The organism is Mesorhizobium sp. WSM4898 (genome assembly GCF_029625845.1).
In the GTDB taxonomy this organism is placed as follows: Bacteria; Pseudomonadota; Alphaproteobacteria; order Rhizobiales; family Rhizobiaceae; genus Mesorhizobium.
Map to the genome: position 1 here is coordinate 1,437,836 of NZ_JARTVQ010000001.1, position 25,295 is coordinate 1,463,130.

The 25,295-nt window shown below is 64.5% G+C and carries 21 protein-coding genes; 7 read left to right on the forward strand and 14 right to left on the reverse strand.

Annotation, left to right across the window (positions count from 1 at the left end; genetic code table 11):
• Window positions 1–12 precede the first annotated feature (12 nt).
• The 7 genes from P9228_RS07105 to P9228_RS07135 form a co-directional block, all read right to left on the reverse strand.
• The gene (locus tag P9228_RS07105; RefSeq protein ID WP_095826959.1) at window positions 13–1,668 is read right to left on the reverse strand and encodes an ABC transporter ATP-binding protein; all 1,656 of its coding nucleotides are present in this window, start codon (window positions 1,666–1,668) and stop codon (window positions 13–15) included.
• On the reverse strand, window positions 1,665–2,516 hold the full coding sequence (locus P9228_RS07110) for an ABC transporter permease (RefSeq protein WP_067327451.1): 852 nt from the start codon (window positions 2,514–2,516) through the stop codon (window positions 1,665–1,667). Before P9228_RS07110 ends, P9228_RS07105 begins: the two co-directional genes overlap by 4 nt.
• Complete coding sequence (locus P9228_RS07115; protein ID WP_066989177.1) at window positions 2,513–3,463, reverse strand: ABC transporter permease; 951 nt, start codon at window positions 3,461–3,463, stop codon at window positions 2,513–2,515. The genes P9228_RS07110 and P9228_RS07115 overlap by 4 nt, the downstream gene beginning before the upstream one ends.
• Before the next feature lie 86 nt (window positions 3,464–3,549).
• The gene (locus tag P9228_RS07120; protein WP_278052830.1) at window positions 3,550–5,160 is read right to left on the reverse strand and encodes an ABC transporter substrate-binding protein; all 1,611 of its coding nucleotides are present in this window, start codon (window positions 5,158–5,160) and stop codon (window positions 3,550–3,552) included.
• Window positions 5,161–5,223: 63 nt separating this feature from the next.
• Entirely contained in the window at window positions 5,224–5,946 is a 723-nt protein-coding gene (locus P9228_RS07125; RefSeq protein WP_278052831.1) for an HAD-IA family hydrolase, read from the reverse strand.
• Window positions 5,947–6,184: 238 nt separating this feature from the next.
• Window positions 6,185–7,558 (reverse strand): aspartate aminotransferase family protein, encoded by a 1,374-nt coding sequence (locus tag P9228_RS07130; RefSeq protein WP_278052832.1) that lies wholly within the window; start codon window positions 7,556–7,558, stop codon window positions 6,185–6,187.
• A 14-nt stretch (window positions 7,559–7,572) separates the two neighbouring features.
• Entirely contained in the window at window positions 7,573–8,412 is an 840-nt protein-coding gene (locus P9228_RS07135; protein ID WP_095801047.1) for a GNAT family N-acetyltransferase, read from the reverse strand.
• Window positions 8,413–8,732: 320 nt separating this feature from the next.
• On the opposite strand from P9228_RS07135, the gene P9228_RS07140 reads away from it, so the two are divergent.
• Both P9228_RS07140 and P9228_RS07145 read left to right on the forward strand, forming a co-directional pair.
• A complete protein-coding gene (locus tag P9228_RS07140) occupies window positions 8,733–9,401 on the forward strand; it encodes a haloacid dehalogenase type II (RefSeq protein WP_067327464.1) in 669 nt (222 codons plus the stop codon).
• Between the two features lie 16 nt (window positions 9,402–9,417).
• Window positions 9,418–10,692: an FAD-binding oxidoreductase gene (locus P9228_RS07145; protein ID WP_278052833.1), complete on the forward strand. Its 1,275-nt coding sequence runs from the start codon at window positions 9,418–9,420 to the stop codon at window positions 10,690–10,692.
• 13 nt (window positions 10,693–10,705) lie between these two features.
• Here P9228_RS07145 and P9228_RS07150 read toward each other — a convergent pair whose 3' ends face one another.
• From P9228_RS07150 to argE, 6 genes are all read right to left on the reverse strand, one after another.
• A complete protein-coding gene (locus P9228_RS07150; RefSeq protein WP_127239899.1) occupies window positions 10,706–12,163 on the reverse strand; it encodes an NAD-dependent succinate-semialdehyde dehydrogenase in 1,458 nt (485 codons plus the stop codon).
• Between the two features lie 18 nt (window positions 12,164–12,181).
• On the reverse strand, window positions 12,182–13,225 hold the full coding sequence (locus P9228_RS07155) for a tartrate dehydrogenase (protein WP_278052834.1): 1,044 nt from the start codon (window positions 13,223–13,225) through the stop codon (window positions 12,182–12,184).
• A gap of 10 nt (window positions 13,226–13,235) precedes the next feature.
• Complete coding sequence (locus P9228_RS07160; protein ID WP_278052835.1) at window positions 13,236–14,699, reverse strand: aldehyde dehydrogenase family protein; 1,464 nt, start codon at window positions 14,697–14,699, stop codon at window positions 13,236–13,238.
• A gap of 149 nt (window positions 14,700–14,848) precedes the next feature.
• Window positions 14,849–15,202 carry a cupin domain-containing protein gene (locus P9228_RS07165; protein WP_067328000.1) on the reverse strand — a complete coding sequence of 118 codons (354 nt, stop codon included), beginning with the start codon at window positions 15,200–15,202 and terminating at the stop codon, window positions 14,849–14,851.
• A 23-nt stretch (window positions 15,203–15,225) separates the two neighbouring features.
• Window positions 15,226–16,149, reverse strand: coding sequence for a glyoxylate/hydroxypyruvate reductase A (locus tag P9228_RS07170; RefSeq protein ID WP_278052836.1), 924 nt, complete (start codon window positions 16,147–16,149; stop codon window positions 15,226–15,228).
• A gap of 13 nt (window positions 16,150–16,162) precedes the next feature.
• Entirely contained in the window at window positions 16,163–17,287 is a 1,125-nt protein-coding gene (gene argE, locus P9228_RS07175; protein ID WP_095825749.1) for an acetylornithine deacetylase, read from the reverse strand.
• Window positions 17,288–17,539: 252 nt separating this feature from the next.
• Here argE and P9228_RS07180 point away from each other — a divergent pair, with 252 nt between their 5' ends.
• On the forward strand, window positions 17,540–18,442 hold the full coding sequence (locus tag P9228_RS07180) for a GNAT family N-acetyltransferase (RefSeq protein ID WP_278052897.1): 903 nt from the start codon (window positions 17,540–17,542) through the stop codon (window positions 18,440–18,442).
• A gap of 52 nt (window positions 18,443–18,494) precedes the next feature.
• Here the strand turns inward: P9228_RS07180 and P9228_RS07185 are convergent, their stop codons facing one another.
• Entirely contained in the window at window positions 18,495–19,388 is an 894-nt protein-coding gene (locus P9228_RS07185; RefSeq protein ID WP_095801130.1) for a LysR substrate-binding domain-containing protein, read from the reverse strand.
• A 167-nt stretch (window positions 19,389–19,555) separates the two neighbouring features.
• Here P9228_RS07185 and P9228_RS07190 point away from each other — a divergent pair, with 167 nt between their 5' ends.
• Genes P9228_RS07190 through P9228_RS07205 form a run of 4 tightly spaced genes read left to right on the forward strand, consistent with a single transcriptional unit; the run spans window position 19,556 to window position 25,293 of the window.
• Complete coding sequence (locus tag P9228_RS07190; RefSeq protein WP_278052837.1) at window positions 19,556–20,956, forward strand: MmgE/PrpD family protein; 1,401 nt, start codon at window positions 19,556–19,558, stop codon at window positions 20,954–20,956.
• On the forward strand, window positions 20,946–22,187 hold the full coding sequence (locus tag P9228_RS07195) for an FAD-dependent oxidoreductase (protein WP_278052838.1): 1,242 nt from the start codon (window positions 20,946–20,948) through the stop codon (window positions 22,185–22,187). The genes P9228_RS07190 and P9228_RS07195 overlap by 11 nt, the downstream gene beginning before the upstream one ends.
• Window positions 22,188–22,189: 2 nt before the next feature.
• Entirely contained in the window at window positions 22,190–22,447 is a 258-nt protein-coding gene (locus P9228_RS07200; protein ID WP_127239902.1) for a sarcosine oxidase subunit delta, read from the forward strand.
• Window positions 22,444–25,293, forward strand: coding sequence for a 2Fe-2S iron-sulfur cluster-binding protein (locus P9228_RS07205; RefSeq protein ID WP_278052839.1), 2,850 nt, complete (start codon window positions 22,444–22,446; stop codon window positions 25,291–25,293). Before P9228_RS07200 ends, P9228_RS07205 begins: the two co-directional genes overlap by 4 nt.
• The last annotated feature ends 2 nt before the right edge of the window (window positions 25,294–25,295 follow it).

Sequence of the window (25,295 nt, forward strand, 5' to 3'; positions counted from 1 at the left end):
CGGTCAGTTTGGTCAGCGGTGGCCGTACTGGCTGACCAGCTCGGGGTCGCGGACGAGGCCGTCGAGCCAGGTCGGATCGAGCTTCGGCACGGAGGAGAACAGAAGTTTGGAATAGGGGTGCGTGGGCGACTTGACCTTGTCGGGCGTGATCTGCTCCACCCGCTCACCATTGTACATGACCATGATCTCGTCGCAGATGGCCTCGACGACGGAGAGGTCGTGGCTGATGAAGATATAGGAGAGCCCCAGCTCGCGCTGCAGCTCCTTGAGCAGCTCGATCACGGCGGATGCTACAACCGTGTCGAGCGCTGAGGTGATTTCGTCGCAGATGATGAGCTTCGGACCGGCCGCCAGCGCGCGCGCGAAGTTCACGCGCTGCTTCTGGCCGCCCGAGAGCTCCGAGGGATGACGGTAGCGCAGCGACCTCGGCAGGCGCACCATGTCGAGCAACTCGTCGACACGCTTCGAGCGCGCCTGCCTGTCGAGCCCATGATAGAAGGCCAGCGGTCGCGAGATGATGTCCTCAATGGGCTTGGCGGGATTGAGCGCGGTATCGGCATACTGGAACACGATCTGCATCTCGCGCAGTTGGTCGCGAGTGCGTTTCCGGGCGGCGCGCTCCAGTGCCTTGCCGTCGAAGACGATATCGCCGGTCGCCGCCGGATGAATGCCCGCGATGGCGCGCGCCAGCGTCGATTTTCCGCAACCGGACTCGCCGATGACACCGAGATTGCGGCCCTTCTCCACGACCAGGCTGACGGAATCGACCGCGCGGATAACCGGCTGCCCGTCACCTTTCACCGGGCCGTATCCGGCTATCAGATTGTCGATGCGAAGCAGCGGCTTTGGTCCGGAATCTTCATCCGCCCGTATCTGCCTCGACTTCGGCTCGAAAGCGGCCAGCAATTCCCGTGTATAGGGATGCTGGGCAGCCGAAAGGATTCCGGCCGTCGTGCCGGTCTCCTGCACCTCGCCGCCCTTCAGCACCACGATGCGATCTGCGATCTGGGCGACGACCGCGAGGTCGTGGGAAACGTAGACACCCGCTATGCCGCCCGCCTTCATCACCGACTTGAATGCTTTGAGCACGTCGATCTGGGTCGTCACGTCGAGTGCGGTCGTCGGCTCGTCGAAGATGACCAGTTTGGGATCGCCGATCAGCGCCATGGCGGCCGCCAGTCGCTGCAATTGCCCGCCTGAAACCTGGTGCGGATAACGGGCGCCGATACCGTCCGGATCAGGCAGCGACAAGGCCCGGAACAGCTCGACCGCGCGCTTTCGCGCCTGCTCGGGTGGCATCAGGCCGTGGATGCGCGTGACTTCGATCACCTGCTCCATGATGGTCGATGAGGGGTTGAAGGCGGCGGCGGCGCTTTGCGGAACATAGGCGATGTCGGTGCCGCGCAACCTGGCGCGTTCCCGCTCGGTAAGCGCAGCCATGTTCTTGCCGTTGACATTGATCTCGCCGCCAGTAATCCGGCAGCCGGGCCGCGCATAGCCCATGAGGGAGAGCGCCACCGTCGTCTTGCCGGAGCCGCTCTCGCCGATCAGGGCGACGATCTCGCCATCGGCGATGTCGAGGCTGACGCCCTTGATGATTTCGACCAGACGTCCGGCGTCGGTCTTTGCCTCGATCCGAAGGTTTCTGACCTCGACGAGATTGGTCATGCGTCCCGGTCCCTGATCTTCTGCGGCAGGTTGTCGATTAAGAGGTTGACGCTAATGGTCAGGCTGGCGATCGCCAGCGACGGCACGATGACGGCCGGGGCCGCGAAGGGCAGGCCGCCGATGTTCTCGCGCACCAGCGCGCCCCAGTCGGCTAAAGGCGGCTGCAGACCGAGCCCGAGGAAGGACAGGCCGGAGAGCAAAAGCACGATGAAGACGAAGCGCAGGCCGAAGTCGGCAAGCACAGGCCGGATAATGTTCGGCAGGATCTCGGAGCCGATGAGATAGATAGTGCTCTCGCCGCGGACGCGGGCGACGGTCATGAAATCCATGGTGTTGATGTTGACGGCAAGCGCCCGCGCGAAGCGGTAGGCGCCCGGGATGTAGATGACGGCGAGCGTCAGGATCAGCACCGGGATCGATGAGCCGACCGCGGCGACGACAACAAGGCCGAACAGCTTGCTGGGGATGGAGTTCATGGCGTCGAGGAAGCGGCTGAGGCAGGTATCGAACCAGCCGCCGGTGACGGCCGCGATCATCCCCAGCACGACCCCTGAAAAGCAGGCGATCGAGACGGCGGCAAGCGATATGCCGACGGTGTAGCGTGCTCCCATGAGAACCCTGGAGAGCATGTCACGCCCCAGATAGTCCGAGCCGAGCCACAGCCCCTGGCGCATCGGGCCGAAATAGTCGTCGTCGACGATGTCGCCGATCGGATGGGGAATGATGAAGGGCGCGAAGATCGCGACCAGCGTCCATGCCAGAATGACCAGCGAGGCCACGACGCCCACGACGTTGTAGCTGTGGCCCAGGAAGGACCGTCGGGAGGATGCCGCGCGCGCCACTGTCATCTGAGCCTCGGGTTGGACATGATGGCGACGATGTCGGCGGCCGTGATGAGCAGGAGATAGCCAAGGCAGAAGATCATCGCGCAGCTCTGGATCAGCGGCAGGTCGCGGGTCGCGACCGCATCGACCATCAGCTTGGCGATGCCGGGATAATTGAAGATCGTCTCGACGATGATGACGCCGCCGACCAGATAGGACAACGAGAGCGCGACCGCGTTGACGATCGGCCCAAGCGCGTTCGGAAGGGCGTGCTTGAGCACCATGCGGCTGCGAGAGGCGCCTTTGAGAAGCGCCATCTCGACATAAGGCGTTGAGAGCGTTTCGATCACCGCGGCGCGCGTCATGCGGATCATTTGCGCCGAGATAACGAAGGTGAGGGTGATCACCGGCATCGAATAGATGCGCACGAGGTCGGCAAGCGAGTGCGCCTCGTTGACCGAAGACAACGCCGGAAGCCATTTCAGATAAACGGCAAAGAGCAAGACGGCGAGGGTCGCGACCATGAATTCCGGCACCGAGATCACGCCGATAGAAAGCACGGTGACGGTGCGGTCATAGACGGAGCCTCGTAGCATCGCGGCGGTGATGCCGAGCGTCAGCGCCAGCGGCACCGAGATCAGCGTGGTGATGCCGGCGAGCTTCATGGTGTTGACGAAGCGCCCGCCGATCAGGGCCGCGACCGGCATTTCGTTTGCGTAGGAGGTCCCGAGATCGCCGTGGAGCAGACCGACAAGCCAACGCAGGAAGCGCAGGATCGCCGGATCATTGAGATGCATGGCCTCGCGCAGACCGGCGACCGCCTCGGGCGTCGCCGCCTGGCCAAGCAGGATCGACGCCGTGTCGCCCGGCAGCATGCTGGTGGCGAAAAACACGGCGAACAGGACGATCAGAAGGGTGACGATCGCGATCGCCAGCCGCTTCAACACGAGGTTTAGAACCCCAGACTTCATGGAAGCTCCCTGCGGTTGCGTTCGGCCAAACAATCTTGCGCAATGCAGTGCAGGGGACCGGCTGACCGGTCCCCTGCAGGCGCCTCTCAGGCTTCGAGCCAGAGGTATTCCGCCATTGCGTACCCCATCATGCCACCGAGCGGGTTCGCCTCCAAACCCTTCACCTTGCTGGAAAGGGCATCGACGTTGGAGATGTAAGCCGGGATGATGGTGCCTGCTTCCTCGGAGATCATGGTCTGCATCTGCCCGTAGATCTCCTTGCGCTTGGCCTGGTCGAGCAGGCCGCGCGCCTCGACGAGCAGCTTGTCGAACTTCTCGGACTTGTACTGGCTTTCGTTCCAGGGCGCGTTGGAGGCGTAAAGAAGCGAGAACAGGATGTCCGGCGTCGGGCGCGGATTGATGTTGCCGAAATGGACAGGCGCCTTGAGCCAGTAATTGTCCCAGTAGCCGTCGGACGGGACCCGCTGAACGTCGAGCTTCATGCCGATTTCCGCGCCGGCGGCCTGGATGATGACCGCCATGTCGATCGACGAGGTCGCGGCGTCCGAGGCGACCACCGGAATGGACTGGCCGAGCAGGCCCGCCTTCTTGAAGTGGAACTTCGCCTTGTCCGGGTCGAAAGCCTTCGGCTTGAGGTCCGCATTGTGGAAGATGTTAGCCGGCGAGACAGGCTGGTCGTTGCCGATTTCGCCGAGGCCGCGCAATGCCGATTTGACGATCTGCTCGCGGTTGACGAGGTATTTCATGCCGGTCACGAAATCGGCCTTGCTGCCCGGATCCATGTCGAGCCGGATGTTGAGGTCCGTATAGTTGCCCGAGGTCGTCTTCGACAGTTCGAAGCCCTGCTGGCTCTGCAGCAGCTTCATTGCGCGCGGATTGATCGCGGCAGCAAAATTGATATCGCCGGAAAGCAAGGCGTTGACCCGGGCGCTGTCGTCGCTGATGGCGATGAATTCGAAGGAGTCGAGATAGGGCTTGCCCGACTTCCAGTAGTTCTTGTTCTTGGTGACGACCGAACGGACGCCCGGTTCGAACGTCTGCAGCACGAAGGCGCCTGTGCCGTTGCCCTTGGAGAAGTCGGTGGTGCCGTCGGCCACGATCATGAAGTGGTGCAGCGCTAGGATGGTCGGAAGGTCGGCATTCGGATCGGCGAGGGTGATTTCGACCGTCGATTTGTCGACCGCCTTGAAGCCGGTCATCTGTGCGGCGATCTTGGCGACCTTGGAGCCGACCGCCTTGTCGAGATGGCGCTTGAGCGAGAAGACGACGTCGTCAGCCGTCAGGTCCTTGCCGTCGTGGAAGGTGACGCCCTTGCGCAGCTTCACCGTCCAGGTCTTTGCGTCCTTGCTGTCGATGCTTTCGGCCAGTTCCATCTGCGTCTTGCCATCCTTGTCGAGGAAGGTCAGACGGTTATAGAGCGAGCAGCAGCGGACATAGTCCGTGGAGAGCGATGCCTTTGCCGGATCGAGCGTGTCGGCCGTCGATGACGACCAGCCGGCCGCCTTGAAGTTTCCGCCGGAGACCGGCGTGGCGGCGACGGCCTGCGTGACACGGCCAAGCACAACGCCGCCCGCGGCAACCGCGGCGCCGCCCGCCAGCAGCATCTTGAGGAGTTCGCGGCGGCTCGCGCCTCGCCGGATGGCGTTTTCGACCATCGCATCGTCTGCTCCGGTCCAGTTGGTGATCTTGTCGGTCATGTCATTCCCCTTTCGTTGGTTGGTCAGGACGCGCGTCTTGCTGCGGCTTTTCCGGGCTTGGGTTCAGGTTCGTTCTTTCATGCTCTCCCGCACGGCCGCCGCAAACGCGGCCATCGAGGTGAAGTGGTAGTCCGGCACGGTGAAGCGCTCGGGCTCGATCGTGCCGCCATAGCCCTTCTGGGCATGACGGCGCTCGATCCAGCAGTTGGTCATGCCGAGCGCCCGGGATATGCCGATGTCGTGATGCTGGCTTTGCGCGACGTGCAGGATGTCGTCCTTGCTGTCGCCGCGCGACGCCACGAAATCGAAGACCTTCTGGAAAAAGGCGGGATCCGGTTTTTCCGTGCCGGTATCGTCGGCGGTGAAGGTGGCAAAAAAGGGCGATCCGAGCTGCTTCTCGAAATGGTCGAGAGCCCAGCGCCGGGCATTGGTCATGGCAATCAGCTTATGAGACGTCGCAAGGTCGGCCAGCGCCGCCCTGCTGTCGGAGAAGCCCTGCCAGACGCTGGCCGAGTCCCGCAGGCGGGCGCCGTATTTCTCCTCGGCCGGCAGGCCGAGCCGCGGTGCGATGACCATGTAGACACGTGCGAGATCGTCGGGGAACAGGTTCGCATCGGGCATGTAGCGGGCCTGCCGGTAAAGGGCCAGCGCTTCTTCGCCGTCGATTGAGACACCGGCGTCCGCAGCGATCCCGGCCAGGCAGGTCGTTATGCCGCCTTCGAAGTCGATCAGCGTGCCGACCACATCGAAGGTCATGTATTCGAATTCGCTAAAGCCCCTGGGCAAGACTGGCTCTCCTCCGCGCGCGGCCGAATTACTGATGCTGAACAGAACAAAATTCCGTGCTGTCCGGGGCGTCGGCCTTTTTCAAAAGCCCGGAAATCCGGGCTTTCTGGCCTTGTCTTAAAAAGCAGTCTGGCACTTCCCCCGCGCTGGATTCGCCGAAAAGGCGCGAGGCAGCGGCACAAAATTGCGAAATCGTCTGCCGCGGCGATATTTCGAGATGCGAAAAATGCGTCGCCCTTCATGCAAGCGCCCGGCGGACATCGGCGTCGTCCAGCGTCTGGTCCAGCGTCCGGCGCGTGCGCTCGATGATGGCATCGATGTCGCCGTCGGTGCAGCAGAGCGGCGGGGCGTAGCCGAGAACCCCATGCGCGAAGGCGCGGATGATCAGGCCATTGTCCCAGGCCCTGTCGAAGACGCGCCGCGCCGGCATGGCCGAGGCTGGAAGCGGCGTTTTCTTCTTTTTGTCGACCACCAGTTCGATGGCGGCGAGCATGCCGCGACCCCGCACATCGCCGACCAGTGGGTGATCGCTCAAGGCAGACAAGCCCGCCATCAAGCGCGCGCCGGCCCTGGCGCCGTTCTCCAGAAGGCCTTCCTCATAGAGCTTCAGCACCTCGAGCGCGACGGCGGCGCTGACCGGATGGGCGGAATAGGTGAAGCCGTGGCCGACCGCCGAGGCGCCTGCGCCATCGGCGATGACGTTATAGACATGATCGGCCATGAAGACGGCGCCCATTGGCACATAGCCCGAGGTCAGGCCCTTCGCGGTGGTCATGAAGTCGGGAACGATATCCTCCTCCGTGCAGGCAAACAGGGGGCCGGTGCGGCCGAAACCGGTGATCACCTCGTCGGCGATGAACAGGATGCCGTATTCACGGCAGAGTTCGCGCATCGCCTTGATCCAGCCTTTCGGCGGGACGATAACGCCACCCGAGCCCTGGATCGGCTCGGCGTAGAAGGCGGCGACCCGCTCCGGCCCGATCTCCTCGATCTTCGCCTTCAGCGCGGCGAGCGATGCGGCGATGATCGCGTTCGGGTCATCGCCAACCGGATTGCGATAGGGATAGGGCGAGGGGATCTTGTGCTGCCATTCGAACGGAATGCCGAAACCGGCATGAAAGGCGGGCAGGGCGGTCAGGCCCGCGCCGACCACCGACGATCCGTGATAACCCTGCTCAATGGAAATGAACTGGTCGCGTTCAGGCTCGCCTCTGGCATTCCAGTAGTAGCGGACGAACCGGATCGTGCTGTCGACCGCGTCCGATCCCCCGAGCGTGAAATAGACGTGATTGAGATCCCCCGGCGCCCGGTCGGCCAGCTCCGAGGCGAGCCGGATGGCGGGCTCCGAGCCGAGATCGAAATAGGCGGTGGCGTAGGGCAACTCGCGCATCTGCCGGGCCGCCGCCTCGACGATGCTGTCGTGACCATAGCCAGCATTGACGCACCACAGTCCGGCGAAGCCGTCGAGAAGTTGCCGGCCGGACGCATCGGTCACGGTAGCGCCCTTCGCCGATTTCAGCACCCGCACGCCGAGCGCCTCATGGCCGCGATATGAGGCGACCGGATGGATGAGATGGGCGCGGTCGAGTTCGATCAGGGAATTGGCGAGCATTGTTGTCCTCCGGGCTATCCGAGCGCCTGGTTGGCGAGGGCGTAAACTTTTGGCCTGGCCTGTTCGGCCCCATTCTTGGCCGGACGGTCCATAGCGACGCCGCCGCCGACATGAGCGAGGCCGATTTCTCCGAGCCAGCCGGCGATGCCGGTCCTGCTTTCGGTATCCACGCGCAGGAAAGCGCCAGGGCGAGACGCGGCGAAAAAGCTGATAAGGGCCTTGGCGTCGTCTGCATTTCCGGCGATGACGGGGCCGATCACCTCGCCGCGTCCGAACGGGCGGATTGCGGCATAGGCCGCGATGACGCCACTGCGGCGGATGACGGCGAATTCACCCCGCTCGGCCAGCGCATCGATCAAAGCTTCACGGTCGGCGCCGTAGGCGTCACGGTCCAGGGCCTTGATTTCCGGCAGATGGTGCGCGCCCGCGGCTTCCACACCGTCGGAAGCCTCAAGCGCTGCCACCTGGCCCTGATGCTGAAGAATCGTGCCCGAGGGCACGAAGCCAAGCTTCTCATAAAGAGGCATGCCGTCGGTCGTGGCGACGAGCCGCAGCGGACGGTCGCCGGCAAGGGCGAAGGCCTGTTCCATGAGCCGGCGCCCGAGCCCTTTGCCTCGCGCGTTCCTGTCGACGATCACCATGTTGATCATGGCGCAATCGGCGCCGTAAGGCGTTACCAGGATTGTCCCGGCGACCCGGCCCTGGTCGTCGAGCGCAACCGCGCCGCTCGAAAGCTGCAGCGCCATCTGCCAATCCTGCGGGCGATGCGGCCAATTCTCCTGCCGAGATAGCGCGACTGCACCCTCGATATGATCCGGCCCGAAGTCCTGGAGTTCGATCTCGCCTTGCTGCATGACGCACCTTTCAGTCTGACCCCAAGTCTCGATCATCGGTGCGCCGCAGATCGTCTGAAGGTCTCGACTTCGGCGGTATCATTCGCCGTTGCTGAGGGCGTGCGCCGCATCTTGTGCTGGCCCCTATGGAACTGGATGCGTTTAGCGCCTCGACCGGCGGCATCCTTCGACGCTCAAGATGCTACAGCGTGCCAAACGGAACCGCGGATACGGAACTTTCTGCTTTCGGCAGGCGCTTTTCGGTCAGGTAGGTCGCTTCCTGCCGGCCTATGATGAAAGACGTCCCAACGCGGATGTGCTTCCACCGGAGATCGACGGATATGGCTTCTTTCAGGCCCAAATACATCACCTTCGACTGCTACGGCACGTTGACCAATTTCCAGATGGCGGAGGCGGCGCGTGACCTCTATGGCAGCCGACTCGACGAGCCGCGCATGCAGGCGTTCATCAAGAACTTCGCGGCTTACCGGCTCGACGAGATCCTGGGCGACTGGAAGCCCTATGCCGACGTCGTCCACAACGCGCTCGAGCGCGCCTGCAAGCGCAACGGCGTTGCCTTCAGCCCGGACGACGCCACGATGGTCTATGAGCGTGTCCCGACCTGGGGACCCCACGCGGACGTTCCAGCTGGCCTGGCGAAGGTTGCCAAGGAAATTCCGCTGGTCATCCTCTCCAACGCCATGAACGCGCAGATCATGTCCAATGTCGAGAAGCTCGGCGCGCCATTCCATGCCGTCTACACGGCCGAACAGGCGCAGGCCTACAAGCCACGCTTCAAGGCTTTCGAATATATGTTCGATAGGCTGGGCTGTGGCCCGGAGGATGTTCTTCACTGCTCGTCCTCGTTCCGCTACGACCTGATGTCGGCGCATGACCTCGGGATCAAGAACAAGGTCTGGGTCAATCGCGGCCACGAGCCGGCCAACCCCTATTACGGCTATGTCGAGATCGCCGACATTTCCGGTCTTCCGGGCGTGGTCGGGCTTTGAAACTGACGGATTGCAAATGAAGCTGGTCTCCTACTGGCACGACACCGCTCCAGTTTTTTCCGGCGGGGCGCACGGCCCGGTCGAGGGACACTACGACGCCGCCATCATCGGCGGCGGCTTCACCGGCCTCGCCGCCGCCCGCCAACTGGCGAAGGCCGGCGCCAAGGTGGCGGTGCTGGAGGCGGAGCGGGTCGGCTGGGGCGCGTCCGGACGCAATGGCGGGCACCTGAACAACGGCCTCGCCCACAGCTATCTTTCGGCCAAGGCGGAACTCGGCAAGGAGCGCGCGATCGCGCTCTACCGGGCGCTGGACGATTCCGTCGACACGATCGAGGCGCTGGTCGCCGAGGAGGGCATCGACTGCAACTTCCGCCGCTCCGGCAAGCTGAAGCTCGCCTCCAAGCCGCAGCATTTCGAAGCGATCGCCCGTAACTTCGAGGCCGTCCATGCCGAGGTGGATCCGGATACGGCGCTGCTGTCGCCGAACGATCTCAAATCCGAGATCGGCTCGCCCTTCCATGGCGCGATGCTGTCGAAGAAGAGCGCCATGATGCATATGGGCCGCTACGTGGCCGGGCTGGCGACGGCCGCGGTTCGCCATGGCGCCGTCATCCACGAGAATGCGGCGGTGACGGATCATAGGCAGTCGGGCACGCGGCATCAGCTGACCACCTCCCGCGGCCGCATCAGCGCCGACAATGTGCTGGTGGCGACCGGCGCCTACACCACGCCGAATTTCGGCTATTTTCGCCGCAGGATCATTTCCGTCGGCAGCTTCATCATCGCCACGCGACCGCTGAGCGACGCCGAGATCGCCGCGACCATGCCCGGCAACCGGACATGCGTGACCTCGATGAACATCGGCAACTACTTCCGGCTTGCGCCGGACAAGCGCCTGATCTTCGGCGGCCGCGCACGCTTTTCGGCGACATCGGACCAGCGCTCCGATGCCAAGAGCGGAGAGATTCTGCGGGCAAGCCTCGCGGCGATCTTCCCGCAGCTCGCCAGGGTGGAGATCGACTATTGCTGGGGCGGGCTGGTCGACATGACCAAGGACCGCTTCCCGCGGGCCGGCTACCATGACGGGGTCTGGTACGCGATGGGCTATTCCGGCCACGGCGCCCAGCTTTCCACCCATCTCGGCATGATCATGGCCGATGCCATGCTTGGTCGCGCGGACCGCAATCCGATGAAGGGGCTCGAGTGGCCTGCCATTCCCGGCTATTCCGGCAAGCCCTGGTTCCTGCCGATGGTCGGTCTCTACTACAAGGCGCTCGACCGGATCCAGTGATCGGGGCTGGGGTTTAACCCAGCCCGCCCATGTGGAAGCTCTTCAGTTCCAGATATTCCTCGATGCCGGCCTGCGCGCCCTCGCGCCCGAGGCCGGACTGCTTGACGCCGCCGAAGGGGGCTATCTCCATCGAAACCGAGCCGGTGTTCAGACCCACCATGCCGAACTCCAGCGCCTCGCCGACGCGCCAGGCGCGCTTCAGGTTCTCGGTGTAAAAGTAGGAGGCAAGCCCGTAAGGTGTGCCGTTGGCAAGCGCGACCGCTTCCTCTTCCGTCTCGAAACGGAAAAGCGGTGCGACCGGACCGAAAGTCTCCTCGCTGGCGAGTTCCATTTCGTTTGTCGCACCGGCCAGCACCAGCGGGGCGACATATTGAGGACCCTCCGGCAGCACCGGCTTCTCGGTGACGATCGTCGCGCCTTTGGCAAGCGCGTCCTCGACGTGCCGATTGATTTTCTCGACCGCCGCCATGTTGATCATTGGGCCGATGGCGACACCGGGCTGCGTGCCCGGTCCCACCGTCAACGCATTGACGCGGGCGCTGAGCTTGGCGGAGAAGGCGTCATAGACTCCGGCCTGGACGAGAATGCGGTTGGCGCACACGCAGGTCTGGCCGCCATTGCGGAACTTCGACGCCAGCGCCCCCTCGACGGCGAGGTCGAGGTCGGCGTCGTCGAAGACGATGAAGGGCGCGTTGCCGCCGAGCTCGAGGCTGAGCCTTTTCACGCTGTCGGCCGCTCCGCGCATCAGCAGCGAGCCGACCCTGGTCGAACCGGTGAAGGAGATCTTGCGCACGGTCTCATTCGCCATGATCTCGTTGCCGATCTCGGCCGGCATGCCGGTGACGATGTTGATGACGCCGGCGGGAATACCCGCGCGTTCGGCGAGCACGCCGAGCGCCAACGCCGAATAGGGCGTGAACTCGGAGGGCTTGATCACCACCGTGCAGCCGGCGGCCAGCGCCGGCGCAACCTTGCGGGTGATCATCGCATTGGGAAAGTTCCAAGGCGTGATGATGCCGCACACGCCGACGGGTTCCTTCAGGACGATGATGCGGCGGTCTGATGTAGGCGAGGGGATGGTGTGGCCATTGATCCGGCGCGCCTCCTCGGCGAACCATTTGACGAAGGACGCTCCGTAGTGGATCTCGCCCTTGGCCTCGTCCAGCGGCTTGCCCTGTTCCGTGGTCAGGATCAGTGCGAGATCGTCCAGATGCTTAAGCATCAGACCATGCCAGGCCTCCAGCATGGCGGCGCGTTCGGCGTGGGTCTTCTTTTTCCAATCCCGATAGGCGGAAGCCGCGGCCTCTATGGCCGCGCGGGCCTCCGGGCCGGCCATGTCGGGCACTGTGCCGATCGATATCTGTGTTGCCGGATCGATCACATCGACCGTTCTGCCGGAACCTGCCGCGACCCATCTGCCGCCGATCAGACCGGCCTCGCGGAAGAGAGTTTTGTCTTTCAGGCTTTTCATCGAAAACGACCTCGCAAATCAGGTGAGCGCCGCGACAACGGCGGATGTGATGGCGTCCGTACGATCTTTGCCGGCCGTGGTTCCCACCCCTCGCGCCGTTGTCGCTTCGATCGCGTTCATGACGCGGCCGGCTGCGTCCTTTTCGCCCAGATGTTCAAGCATCATTGCGCCCGACCATATGGCGGCGATCGGGTTGGCGATGCCGAGGTGGGCGATGTCGGGCGCGGAGCCGTGCACCGGCTCGAACATGGACGGCGCCGAGCGGTCGGGGTTGATGTTGGCGGAAGCTGCGTAGCCGAGCCCGCCCTGGATCGCCGCGCCGATATCCGTCAGTATGTCGCCGAAGAGATTGGAAGCGACGACCACGTCGAGGCTCTGCGGATCCATGATCATGCGCGCAGCGAGTGCGTCGACATGATAGCTGGTCACGTCGACGTCCGGATAGTCGGCGGCCAGCTTTCGCGTGATCTCGTCCCAGAACACCATCGAATATTTCTGCGCGTTGGACTTGGTGACGGAAGCCAGCCTGCCGCGCCGCGCCCGTGCCTGCTCGAAGCCGAAGCGCAGGATGCGCTCGACCCCGGCCCGGGTGAAGATCGAGGTTTCCACCGCGACCTCGTCCAGCGTGCCTTGATGCACACGTCCGCCGGCGCCGGAATATTCGCCTTCGGTGTTTTCGCGGATGCACAGAATATCGAAGCTCTCGGCTCGCAGCGGCCCCCTCACACCCGGCAGCAGCCGGTGCGGCCGGATGTTGGCGTATTGCACGAATGCCTTGCGGATCGGCAGCAGCAGCCCGTGGAGAGAAACGGAATCAGGCACCTGCGTCGGCCAGCCGACGGCCCCGAGCAGGATGGCGTCGAAGCGGCGCAAGGTCTCGATGCCGTCCTCGGGCATCATGCGGCCGGTTTCCTTGAAGAAACGACAGGACCATGGAAACTCGGTCCCAGTCAGGGCAAAGCCGGAGTGCTTGGCCACGGTTTCCAGCACCGTCCAGGCGGCGGCGGTCACATCGCGACCGATGCCATCACCGGGGATCAGGGCGATCGAGTAGGTCTTCATCGGCATCTCTTCACAGGCTGATCAGGACGCTCTTGGTCCTGCGGTTGGCGAGATAGGCCTCGCGGCCAAGGTCCTTGCCGATGCCGGAGCGCTTGTAGCCACCGGTCGGCAGGATGTGGTCGCGCGAGCGGCTGTAGCGGTTGACCCACACGGTACCCGCTTCGAGCTTGCGCGCGAGACGGATTGTGCGAGACAGATCGGCGGTGAACAGGCCGGAAGCCAGTCCGTAGGTCGGATGGCTGGACAGCGCCAGCGCCTCGTCTTCGGTCTCGAAGGTCTGGACCGTCAGGACCGGGCCGAAGATTTCCTCGACGATCGCCGGATTGACCTGGTCGACATTGGCGATCAGCGTCGGTTCGTAGAAATAGCCGGGGCTGTCCATAAAGGTGCCGCCCGTCAGGCATTCGCCGCCGCCCTCGAGCGCGGCCCGCACGATGGCGTCGACACGCCCCCGCTGCCGTTCCGAGATGATCGGCGAATACTGCGTGGTCTCGTCCCAGGTCGGGCCGGGCTTCACCGCCTTCACTCGCTCAAGGATGGCCGCCGTCAGGCTGTCGGCCACACTCTTCTCGACGATCAGGCGCGTGCCGGCCACGCAGGCCTGGCCGGCATTGAAGGTGACGCTGCCGGCGATTGCTGCCGCCGCCTTGTCGAGATCGGCATCGGCAAAGACGAGCTGCGGGCTCTTGCCGCCGAGCTCCAGCGTCATCGGCCTGATGCCGGTGCGGGCGACGTTCTCCATGATCGCCGAGCCGGCGCGGGTTGAACCGGTGAAGCTGACCTTGGCGATCTCGGGATGGCCGGTCAACGCCGTGCCGGTCGTGGGGCCGTCGCCGAGCACCACGTTGACAAGTCCTGCCGGCAGGCCGGCTCTGACGGCGAGCTGCGCCAAATAGACGGTCGAGAACGGCGTCATTTCGGACGGCTTCAGCACGACTGCATTGCCCGCGGCCAACGCCGGACCGAGCTTCCAGCCGGCCATCGAGATCGGAAAATTCCAGGGCGTGATCGCGGCTACGACGCCATAGGGTTCGCTCATGATCATGCCGAAACTGGCGTCGTCGGTCGGCGCGAGTTCGCTGCCTTCCTTATCGGCGAACTCGGCGAAGAAGCGGATCTGCTCGGCGGTCACGGCGATGTCGCCGGCGGCGAGCTGGCCCACGGGCCGGGTCGAGGACAGCGCCTCGATCCTGGCGAGCGTTTCGGCTTCCGCTTCCATCAGATCGGCCCAGGCGTGGAGCGCCCTGGTGCGCTCGCGCGGCCGGACGCCGCCCCAGTTGCTGGCTTTCAGCGCCGCTTTGGCACTTTCCACCGCCCGGTTCACCAAGTGCGCACCGGCCACGGGGCAGGCGGCATAGGACTTGCCGTCGGACGGACGGCGCATCTCGATCGCACCCTCGGCCGAAATCAGCTCTCCATCGATGAAATGGCCGACGGGAAGCGAGATTGTATCGGGATCGAAGCTCAGGCTCATGGGCAACCACTCGGTAGCATCGGCCTCAGCCTAGCCCGTGCCGACACGCAGCATGCGCTGTTCGGCGATCCGCCGCCGACGAATGTTGCGTGCTGGGGACAAGAGACGGCAAAATCTTCCGCGGCGGTCAGGGCCTGCGCGGGCGCTCGCTAGCCCACTGTGACGTAGATCTTGCGCACGGTCTCGATGGTCTTCCAAACACCCGTGAAGCCCGGCTTCATGACGAAGCTGTCGCCGGCCCGGTAGGTCACCGTTTCGCCGGCGTCGGGCGTGATTTCGACCACGCCGGCGAGGATATGGCAGAACTCGAAGGTTTCCCCCTTGATCGAGCGCGTTTCGCCGGGCGTGGCCTCCCAGACGCCGGTATGGACAAGGTCGTCCTTGGCCACGTCCTGCGCCCAGGTTTTGAAGGCGGGATTGCCGGCAATGAGCCGCTCCGGCAGCGCGGTCGATTCGCGGGGCGAAAAGCTCGGGTTGATATCGATGGACTTGAGCAGGGACAAAGGATGGCCTTTCCAGTTGAGTTTCAATAACCGCGCGACCGGTCGACGAGCCCGATGGGATCGAGCCCGGCGCGATGGCGCTTGATGTTGTCGATGACGGCCTGGGCGGCGGTCGCGGGTTGGGTCACGCTGGCTATGTGCGGAGTGAGGATGATCTTCGGATGCGACCAGAACGGATGTCCCGCGGGCAGCGGTTCGGGATCGGTCACGTCGATCATCGCCGACGACAAATGGCCGCTATCGAGCGCGGCGACAAGCGCTTCGTGATCGAGCTGCGGGCCTCGACCCGTATGAACGAGAGCCGCCCCGTCAGGCAGTTTCGCGAACAGGCCGGCGTTCAGAAATCCGCGCGTCTCCTCGGTCAGTGGCAGCAGGCAGATCAGTATGTCACTGGCCGCCAGCATCTGCTCCAGCCCAAGCTCGCCATGATAACAGGTCACCCCTTCGAGCCGCCGCGGGGAGCGGCTCCATCCGGAGAGCTGGAAGCCGAAAGGTTTCAGCCGGTCGAGGACGGCTTGGCCAAGCTGTCCGAGGCCGAGCACGCCGATCCGGCGCGACGCGGCTTGAGGCTGAGGGATGTCGCGCCATTCTCCGGCGCGCTGCTGCGCCAGATAGGCCGGCAAGTTGCGGTGGAGCGCAAGCACGGCGAGCGTCACATACTCCTGCATCATGCGCACGATGCCCTCCTCGACCATGCGCACGATCTTCACCGGGGCGGGCACCGCGTCGAAGCGGAACTGATCGACGCCGGCGCCGATGGAGAACAGGATTTCGAGGTTGGTGTAGCGCTCGAGGTTCTCCGGCACCGTCCAGGTGATCAGGTAGCGCACTGCGTCGGGATCGACCGTAGCGGCATCGATCGTGAAGGGGAGGTCCGGCAACTCCTTAGCGAAGGCCTCGGCGAAGATCGCGCCACGCCGCGCGTCGGAATTGAAGAGGAATGTCATTCCGGCTGCTCCTTCAGGCCGCGCATCGCGCGCCCAGCGCCTCGATCATCTGCTGGCAGGCGGCGAGCTCGCTGGCGAGAATATATTCGTCCGGCTTGTGGGCGCGCCCGATATCGCCGGGGCCGCAGATGATCGCATCGAGCCCGGAGCCTTGGTAAAGTCCGGCCTCCGTCCCGTAGCTGACGGCGGCTAAAGGCGCTTCGCCGGTCAATTCGCGCAGCAGTCCCGCCAGAGCCGAGTCTTGCGGCAGCGACAGCGCCGGATAGGCGCTGATCGGCTTCCATTCAACAACATAGCCTTGAGCGGCAAGAGCTTCAGCCCGCGCCTTGACCGGGGTGAGCAAGCCAGCCGGTTCGATGCCCGGTATTGCGCGCGCCTCCAGGTCGAGCGTGCAGCTGTCGGGGATGATGTTGACCGACTGGCCGCCTGCGATCACACCGGCCTGCAGCGAGGAATAGGCCGGCTCGAAGGTTGGGTCGGACGGGCCATGCATCAGCCGCTCCGCTTCACTCACGGCGGCGCTCAGCACATCGGACATCGCATGGATGGCGTTAAGCCCAAGATCCGGTCGCGAGGAGTGGCCGGAGCGGCCGCTGATGATTACGCGGGCGGCCGCCTTGCCCTTGTGGCCGCGCACGGCGCGCATGCCGCTCGGCTCGCCGACGATGACGCCGAGCGGCTTGGCGCAAAGCTCGGGCAGCCCGGCGATCAAATGCGGCACGCCCCGGCACCCGATCTCCTCGTCATAGGAGAAGGCGAGGTGGATCGGTCTGGCGAGGCGCAGCCGCACAAGCGCAGGCACGGCGGCGAGCGCGGCGGCGAGAAACCCCTTCATGTCGGTGGTGCCGCGTCCGTAGAGCCGTTCGCTCTCCCGGCGCAGCGAAAAAGGGGCCGAACTCCATTGCGGCTCGCCGGCGGGGACGACGTCCATATGGCCGGATAGGATGTAGCCCGGAACCTCGGCCGGGCCGATGGTGGCGAAAAGATTGAAACGGTCGCCCTCTGGCCCTGGGAGCAGGGTCACCTTCGCGCCTTGTTCGGCGAGATGAGCCTCGATCCAGCCGGCAATGTCGCCGTTGGGCTTGCCGGCGACCGACGGAAAGGCGACGAGACGGTCGAGGATGTCGAAGACGTCCATTGCAGCCCTCAAGGCATTTAGGGTTCGCCGGCATCGATGCCGCATGCTGGCGAATTTCCGCAGAGGATGGGTGCGTTGCCACGCGATTGCATGCCGAAAGCGGAAGTGTTTCAGTTGAATCTTGCGTTGGTGCACGGCTTTCGAGCAAATCCTGTGGGGTTTGCTTGTCTAGCGTTGGCGGGCACGGGGCAGCGGTCTGCTCGCCCGTTGATTTTTGAGGGTTCTTTATTTTTGAGGGTTTCTTTCAGGGCCATGGAAGTGAAGCCGTCCGAGAGCTTGAAAATCGATGCCTTCTCCATGCGTATCGGCGACGTCCAAGATGTCGACCTGGAGAGGTTGCACGCGCTCTCCCTGTCGGTGGGATGGCCGCATCGCGCCGAGGATTGGCAATTCCTGCGTGAATCGGGCCAAGGCTTCGTGGCGCTCGATGAGATCGGCCGGGCTCTCGGTTCGGCCATGTGGTTCCCGCACGGCGCCAATTTCGCCACCTTGGGGATGGTCATCACCTCGCCGCGGCTTCAGACGCAGGGGGCGGCGCAATGGCTGATGAAGCGGATCTTCGACAGGATCCCCGGGCGCGATCTGCGCCTCAATGCAACCCGTGCTGCGCGGCGGCTTTATCTCTCCCTCGATTTCCAGCCGGAGAAGACCGTCTATCAATGCCAGGGCATCGCCCGCGAGCCGACAGCGGGCCGGCCGACGGAGGCGCACGGTAGCGTCCGGACGTTGGACGCGGGCGATGTTGCGGCAGCGATCGCGCTGGACGCGGCGGGATTTGGCGTGAGGCGCACAGCGCTCGTTGAAAAGCTCTTCGGGCAATCGGCCGGCTATGGGCTTTTCGACGGGAACAAGCTGACCGCTTTTGCCCTCTGCCGACCGTTCGGACGGGGCCATGTCATAGGGCCGGTGGTGGCGGGAAGCGACCCCGACGCCCTGGCGGTCGTCAGGCCGCACGTGGCCGACCATTCGGGATATTTCCTCAGGATCGACACGCACATGGACAATGGCGAGTTCGCCGCCTTCCTGTCGCACAGCGGAATGCCGGTCTTCGACACGGTGCTGACCATGTCGAAGGGCAAATGCCTCGCCGATTTTTCCGACGGCGGCTCGGCTAGGCCGAAGACCTATGCCTTAGCAAGTCAGACCCTCGGGTAGTTGTCTTCGGATTGCTTCCTTCCCCCGGACGGATGGTTGCCGAGCCGTCAGCCTAAACGGCTTCTACATGGGCGTTGGCTCGTTCCATGATCCACCCTCTGACGGTCCTCACCACGCTGCCTTTCGAGAGCTGGCTCTCCGAAAGATAATAGGTCCATGGACTGGCGGCTCGCACGGGGAAAGGCTCTACCAGAAGCCCGCGGCTGATATAGGTTCTCGCCAGCGAATATTGCGTGGCGACGCAGCCCGCGCCCATTGCCGCCAGTTCCAGCGCAATGTTCGAGGCGTTCGTGGTGATGCCTTTCTCATAATCCGAAATGTCGATCTGCAGCGCGTCGCCCATGCATTGCCAATATTCTTGGCGGCCATGCACGAAGATCCAGTCGACGTTGAGGATATCGCGCGGCGAGCGCAGCCCTTTCGGGCCGGACAGCAGGCCGGGTGCGCAGAGGATGGCGAGCTGGTCGTTCCACAGCGGAACGCCACTCGGCGGGCGGTCGTCGAAGCGGCGGGTCGAGATGGTGATGTCGGCGATCTGCTCGCTGAGGTCTTCCCAGATCGTGCCGTGCAGAACGACCTCGATCTCCGGATGGATTTGCCGGAACGCCGCCATGCAGCCGGCCAGCCAGTTTTCGGCCAAGCTCATCGGGCAGGAGATGACGACCGTCCTGTTGCGCGAGGAGGCGACGATCGCCTCCGTGGCGTGATCGATCTGGTCGAGCGCCTGCCGCAGCGTAGGCAGGAAGGCCTCGCCCATTTCGGTCAGCTTCAGGCTGCGCGGATAGCGCACGAAGAGCTGCCGGCCAAGATAGTGTTCCAGCCCCCGCACATGATTGCTGACCGCCGCCTGGGTGTAGCCGAGCTCGCTGGCAGCGAGGGTGAAGCTGAGATGCCGCGCCGAACACTCGAACGAGCGGATATAGTTCAGTGGGGGTGGCGGCTTCATGCGATCGCTCCTTGGCGAAGCGAAAACTAGACCGGCTTCGTTGGCCTCTGCAATCGCCTTGACCCCGATTTTTTTGTGCGATGGCGCCAAACTAATTACGTGCCTGGCCCATGAGACCAAATTATTCGTAGTTATCTTGGAGCGATCGGGACGCGAAAGGTGGCGCCATGGACCAGCGGACGGCGGAAGGTGAGTCTGCTTCCACCGTATTTGCCCGTGTTGCCGACTTCGTGCTGCGCAGGTCGGCCGGCGCGTTCCCGCGCGACGTTCTGAAATCGGCAGCCCTCCAGTTCCTCGACACGATGGGCATTGCCATCGCCGCCGGCCCGATGCAGGCCGGACAAATCGCGCGCGATGCCGCGGTTATGCTCTACGGTTCCGGCGCCGACCGGCACGCGGCGAGGATGATCTTCGACGGCAGGCGCGCCAGCATGGCCGGCGCCGCCTTCGCGGCGGCGACCCAGACCGACAATCTCGACGGCCATGACGGTTACCCGCCGACCAAGGGGCACATCGGCGTGGCGGTTATCCCGGCGCTGCTTGCGCTCGCAGAAGAAAAGCCTGAGTTGACCGGCCCCGAGGCGCTGGCCGCGATCGTCGTCGGCTATGAGATCGCGGGGCGGGCCGGCATTGCGCTGCACGCAACCGTCTCGGACTATCACACCTCCGGCGCGTGGAATTCTCTTGGCGTGGCGGCGGTCGCGGCCCGCCTGCTTTCGCTTGACGACGATCAACTGCGCCATGCTTTCGGCATCGCCGAGTATCACGGGCCGCGCAGCCAGATGATGCGCGAGATCGCAACGCCGACCATGCTTCACGACGGCTCAGGCATGGGGGCGCTGGTCGGGCTGTCGGCCGCCGTGCTTGCCGAAGCGGGTTTCGCCGGCGCGCCGGCCATCACGGTCGAGGCGCCGGAGGTCGCGGCACATTGGGATGACCTCGGCCTGTTCTGGCAGATGACCCGGCAATACATAAAACCCTATCCGGTCTGCCGCTGGGCCCATGCGGCGATCGACGCGACGCGCGCGCTTTGCCTGCAGCATGGGCTTCGGCCGGAAGACATACGCAAAGTCCATGTCAACAGCTTCCACTATGCGGCGACGCTGTTTGCCGGCATGCCGGACACGACATCAAAGGCGCAGTACAGCCTGCCCTTCGCCGTGGCCACGATGATCCACTATGGTCGAATCGGCGTGGAGCACATTTCGGGCTCGGGTCTGCGCGATGCCGCCGTCGCGGATATGCTGAAGCGCGTCGAGGTGAACGAGGCGGCGAAGCACAGCGACCGTTTCCCCGCCGGGCGCTGGGCCGACGTGCAGATCGAGACGGTTGACGGCCGGCGGCTGGAGTCCGGAGATGTCCACGCACGCGGCGGCCCCGAAGCCCCGTTCAGCGAAGACGATATCGTCGCCAAGTACATGGAGTTTGCGTCGCCCGTTCTCGGCTCGACCAGGGCCGCCGCGATCCGGGACGGTATTCTCGGCCTGACCGACGCCGACCACCGGTTTTCCGAGGTGACCGCTCTGGTCTACGATCCTCCTGGCGGCCAGGGCAGCCATGCCGCTTAGGCTTCTCAAATACGGGCTTAGCCGCGACTATCCGGTGACGGGCGACATTCCTGCGACGCCTGAGCTGAAGCCGTCCTATGACGTGGTCATCGTCGGTGGCGGCGGGCATGGCTTGGCCTGCGCGCATTATCTGTCGAAATACCATGGTATCGCCAGCATCGCGGTGCTCGAAAAAGGCTATCTGGCCGGCGGCAATACCGCACGCAACACCACGACGATCCGCTCCAATTACATCACCCAGGAAGGCGTCGCCTTCTACAAGGAAGGCGTTTCGCTCTTCGAAGCGCTGTCGCAGGAACTCGACTTCAACGTCATGTTCTCGCAGCGCGGCCAGCTGACGCTCGCACACACGGAAGCGACGCTGCGCGCCTTCCATCTGCGCGCCGAGATGGGCAAGCATATGGGCACGCGCACCGAGGTGATCGACGCAAAAGAGGTCGAGAAGCTGGTGCCCGAACTCAACATGGATCGCGACGGTGCGCTCGAGATCCTCGGCGGCCTCTGGCATGCCGATGCCGGCACGGCCCGCCACGATGCGGTTGCCTGGGGCTTCGCGGCGCAGGCCTCGCGCCGCGGCGCCGAAATCCATCAGCGCACCGAAGTTCAAGGTTTTGAGGTCGAGAACGGCCCGGTGCGCGCTGTGGTGACGAACCGCGGACGGGTCGCCTGCGGCTCCGTGCTCATCGCCGCCGGCGGCATGAACTACGATGTTGCGATGATGGCCGGCGTGGAACTGCCGATCCGCTGCTACCCCTTGCAGGCAATGGTGACGCAGCCGCTGAAGCCCTGGCTGCACACGCTGGTCTCGTCCGTATCGCTGCACACCTATCTGGTGCAATCCTCGCGCGGCGAGATCGTCATCGGTGGCGGCTCGGATCCGTACCAGCTCTATTCGACCCGCTCGACGCTGGACATGAAGGAGCATCTGGCGGAAGGCGCCGTGCATCTGTTTCCCTTCCTGCAAGGTGTGCGGGTGCTGCGGCAATGGGCCGGCATCACCGACATGACGCCGGACTACAGCCCGATCATGGGCGCCAGCCCTCTCGCGAATCTGTGGCTCGATTGCGGCTGGGGCACCTGGGGCTTCAAGGCGACTGCGGTCGCCGGCAAGCGCATGGCGGAAACCATCGCCAGGGGCCGGGTTCCCGACCTGCTGAAGCCGTTTGCGCTGGAGCGCTTCGAGAAGTTCCGACTGCTCAACGAAATGGGCGCCACGGCGGCGAGCCACTGATCATGAAGCTGCTTGACTGCCCCATGAACGGCCCGCGCAACATCGACGAATTCCAGTCCTTCGGTCCGCTGCGGCAGAGGCCCGATGCGGACGCTGCCGCCGACGCTGAGTGGGCAAGGCATCTCTTCCGCGCGGACAATCGAAAAGGTGTGGTGGTCGAGTGCTGGCGGCACGTGCCGAGCAACTTCTTCTTCCTCGCCGAGCGCGACGTCGTCACCAACGAGATCATCCGCACCTACGCCATTGGGAGCCGGCCATGACGCGGCTTGGCACGCCATACGGTTCGCGCCTCGACCGGACGCGGCCTGTCCGCTTCACCTTCGAAGGCAAGGCTTATCATGGCTTTGCCGGCGACTGCATCGCCAGCGCGCTGGCGGCCTCGGACCAGTGGGTCCTGTCGCGCTCGTTCAAATACCACCGGCCGCGCGGCATCATGACCATGGCCGGCGCGGAAGCGAACACGCTGGTGCAATTGCCGTCGGAGCCGAATGTTCCCGCCGACCTGACGCCGCTCCAGGACGGCATGATGGTTACGGCGCAGAACGTCAACGGCTCCCTGGAAAACGACCGCGATGCGGTGATCGACCGCTTTGGACGTTTCCTGCCGGTCGGCTTCTACTACCGCACCTTCATGGGTCCGAGACAGGACAGCTGGCTCCGCTTCTGGGAGCCGATGATCCGTCGCAAGGCGGGGCTCGGGATCGTCGACGTCAAGGCGCCGCATCTGAGTTTCGACAAGGCGCATCTTCACTGCGACCTGCTGGTCGTCGGCGCGGGGCCGGCGGGTCTATCGGCTGCGATCTCGGCCGCACAAGCCGGCGCCGACGTGCTGTTGTGCGACGACAATCCCGAAATTGGCGGTTCGCTGACCTATCGCCGCTGCGATCCGGGCATATTGTTCAGTCTGGCAGCCAAGGCAGCCAAGCTCCCCAATCTGCGCATCATGACCGGCACCATCTGCAACGGCTGGTATGAGGACAATTGGCTGCCGCTGATCCAGGGCAACCGGCTCTACCGAACCCGCGCCCGCGAGGTTGTCCTGGCAACAGGCGCCATCGAGCAGCCGGCGGTGTTCCGCAACAACGATCTGCCTGGCATCATGACCGGCGGCGCCGTGCAACGATTGCTCCGCCATTACGCGGTGCAACCTGGCCAGCGGGCCGTCGTGCTGGCCGCCAATGACGATGGCTACGACTCCGCGCTGGATCTGGTCGAGGCTGGCGTCGAACTGGCCGCGATCGTCGATCCTCGGCCAAATGCCGGCGACCGCGCCGGTGAGCTTCGGGCCAGGGGGATAGGGATCCTCGCAGGCGCCCCGATCGAGGAAGCGTCCGGGACGCGCGGCAACAAGCATGTGACGCGGGTCCGCATTGGCAGCCGCTGGATCGACTGCGATCTCGTGGCGGTCTCCGTCGGCTCGGTGCCTGCCTGGCAGTTGCCCTGCCATGCGGGAGCGATAGTTGGCTACGACGATGCGACGGCGCGAATGACGCTCAGTCTGCCGGTGGGCGCGGCCGTCCGGCTGGCAGGCGCCGTTGCCGGCAAATCGCGGTTGCAGTCTGCGATGGCCGACGGCCGCCGCGCCGCGCGCGAGGCTCTGGAGCGGCTCGGCCACGGCGATCCTCCTGACGTGCAGAACGAATGCGAGCCCGAGCCAACTGCCTGGGCACAACCGCTCGCCGGCAACGCAAAAGGTCGCGACTTCGTCGATTTCGATGAGGATCTGCAGGTCAAGGACCTCAGGAATGCGGTCAAGGAAGGCTATCGCGAACTCGAACTGGTGAAGCGCTTTTCCACCGTCGGCATGGGGCCGAGCCAAGGCAGGCATTCGGCGCTCGCCACGGCGCGGACCGTCGCCGAAGCGACGGGGCGCGGGGTTGGCGAGGTGGGCATCACCACGGCGCGGCCGCCGACCGGACCGGAGAAGCTCGGCGTGCTCGCCGGCCATCACGAGCCGTTGGAGCGGCGCACCGCGCTGCATGCGCGCCATCTCGCACTCAACGCTCGCATGAAGCCGATCGGTGCCTGGTGGCGGCCGTATTTTTACGGGCCGGAAGACCGGATAGACCGCCTGGTCCGCGAAGAGATCGCCGCGGTCCGCAACGGCGTCGGCATGCTCGACGTGTCGACTTTGGGCAAGCTGGAGATCCGCGGTCCTGACGCCGGCGCCTTCCTCGATCGGATGTACACGATGGCGCATGCCAACCAGCGCGTCGGCCGGGTCCGCTACTGCCTGATGCTCAACGAGATGGGCACGGTTATCGATGACGGCGTCGCCTATCGTCTCGCCGATGACCTGTTCTACGTCACCGCGACGACCGGCGCCGTCGCCCGCGTGCAGGCCGACATGCTGTTCTGGAATGCGCAGTGGCGGCTGAAGGTCGACGTGCTCAACGTCACGGCAGCATTTTCCGGCATGAACGTCACCGGCCCGAAGGCGCGTGAGGTCTTGCAGGCGCTAGATGGCGACATCGATTTCTCGCGCGACGCTTTCCCCTATCTCCACGGGCGCGAAGGCATGCTGGCCGGCCTGCCGGTGCGTGTGATGCGGATCGGCTTCACGGGCGAGGTGAGCTACGAGCTGCACTGTCCTTCGAGCTATGCGGTCGCGCTGTGGGACGCTTTGTCCGAGGCCGGCAAGCCGCATGGCTTGCGTCCCTATGGACTCGAGGCCTCGCGCATGCTGCGGCTTGAAAAGGGGCATATCCTGATCGGCCAGGATACCGACGCGCTGACCACGCCCAACGAGCTCGGTTTCGGCTGGGCGGTTTCGAAGAAGAAGCCCTTCTTCGTCGGCAAGCGGTCGATCGAGATGCGGACGAGGCTTGGCGAAAGGCGCCGGCTCGTCGGCCTCTCTTTCGAGGGTGCAAGCAATATCCCCGGCGAGTCCTGCCTGGTGCTGCGCGGCGGCAACCCGGTTGGGCAGATCACTTCGATTGGCTTCTCGCCAACGCTTGGCCACACAATCGCGCTGGCCTATGTCCATATCGACGACGCTGCTCCCGGCAGCAAGGTCACGGTGAAGTGTCGCAGCGGCGAATTGGTGCAGGTGCCGGTGATCGGTCACGCCTTCGTCGATCCGCAGAACGTCCGGCAGGAGATGTAACG

What these genes read in the sequence shown, in the direction of transcription:
- P9228_RS07105 (WP_095826959.1), bottom strand. Translation starts at nt 1,668, where the DNA reads ATGACCAATCTCGTCGAGGTCAGAAACCTTCGGATCGAGGCAAAGACC.
- P9228_RS07110 (WP_067327451.1), bottom strand. Translation starts at nt 2,516, where the DNA reads ATGACAGTGGCGCGCGCGGCATCCTCCCGACGGTCCTTCCTGGGCCAC.
- P9228_RS07115 (WP_066989177.1), bottom strand. Translation starts at nt 3,463, where the DNA reads ATGAAGTCTGGGGTTCTAAACCTCGTGTTGAAGCGGCTGGCGATCGCG.
- P9228_RS07120 (WP_278052830.1), bottom strand. Translation starts at nt 5,160, where the DNA reads ATGACCGACAAGATCACCAACTGGACCGGAGCAGACGATGCGATGGTC.
- P9228_RS07130 (WP_278052832.1), bottom strand. Translation starts at nt 7,558, where the DNA reads ATGCTCGCCAATTCCCTGATCGAACTCGACCGCGCCCATCTCATCCAT.
- P9228_RS07135 (WP_095801047.1), bottom strand. Translation starts at nt 8,412, where the DNA reads ATGCAGCAAGGCGAGATCGAACTCCAGGACTTCGGGCCGGATCATATC.
- P9228_RS07140 (WP_067327464.1), top strand. Translation starts at nt 8,733, where the DNA reads ATGGCTTCTTTCAGGCCCAAATACATCACCTTCGACTGCTACGGCACG.
- P9228_RS07145 (WP_278052833.1), top strand. Translation starts at nt 9,418, where the DNA reads ATGAAGCTGGTCTCCTACTGGCACGACACCGCTCCAGTTTTTTCCGGC.
- P9228_RS07150 (WP_127239899.1), bottom strand. Translation starts at nt 12,163, where the DNA reads ATGAAAAGCCTGAAAGACAAAACTCTCTTCCGCGAGGCCGGTCTGATC.
- P9228_RS07155 (WP_278052834.1), bottom strand. Translation starts at nt 13,225, where the DNA reads ATGAAGACCTACTCGATCGCCCTGATCCCCGGTGATGGCATCGGTCGC.
- P9228_RS07160 (WP_278052835.1), bottom strand. Translation starts at nt 14,699, where the DNA reads ATGAGCCTGAGCTTCGATCCCGATACAATCTCGCTTCCCGTCGGCCAT.
- P9228_RS07170 (WP_278052836.1), bottom strand. Translation starts at nt 16,149, where the DNA reads ATGACATTCCTCTTCAATTCCGACGCGCGGCGTGGCGCGATCTTCGCC.
- argE (WP_095825749.1), bottom strand. Translation starts at nt 17,287, where the DNA reads ATGGACGTCTTCGACATCCTCGACCGTCTCGTCGCCTTTCCGTCGGTC.
- P9228_RS07180 (WP_278052897.1), top strand. Translation starts at nt 17,540, where the DNA reads ATGGAAGTGAAGCCGTCCGAGAGCTTGAAAATCGATGCCTTCTCCATG.
- P9228_RS07185 (WP_095801130.1), bottom strand. Translation starts at nt 19,388, where the DNA reads ATGAAGCCGCCACCCCCACTGAACTATATCCGCTCGTTCGAGTGTTCG.
- P9228_RS07190 (WP_278052837.1), top strand. Translation starts at nt 19,556, where the DNA reads ATGGACCAGCGGACGGCGGAAGGTGAGTCTGCTTCCACCGTATTTGCC.
- P9228_RS07195 (WP_278052838.1), top strand. Translation starts at nt 20,946, where the DNA reads ATGCCGCTTAGGCTTCTCAAATACGGGCTTAGCCGCGACTATCCGGTG.
- P9228_RS07200 (WP_127239902.1), top strand. Translation starts at nt 22,190, where the DNA reads ATGAAGCTGCTTGACTGCCCCATGAACGGCCCGCGCAACATCGACGAA.
- P9228_RS07205 (WP_278052839.1), top strand. Translation starts at nt 22,444, where the DNA reads ATGACGCGGCTTGGCACGCCATACGGTTCGCGCCTCGACCGGACGCGG.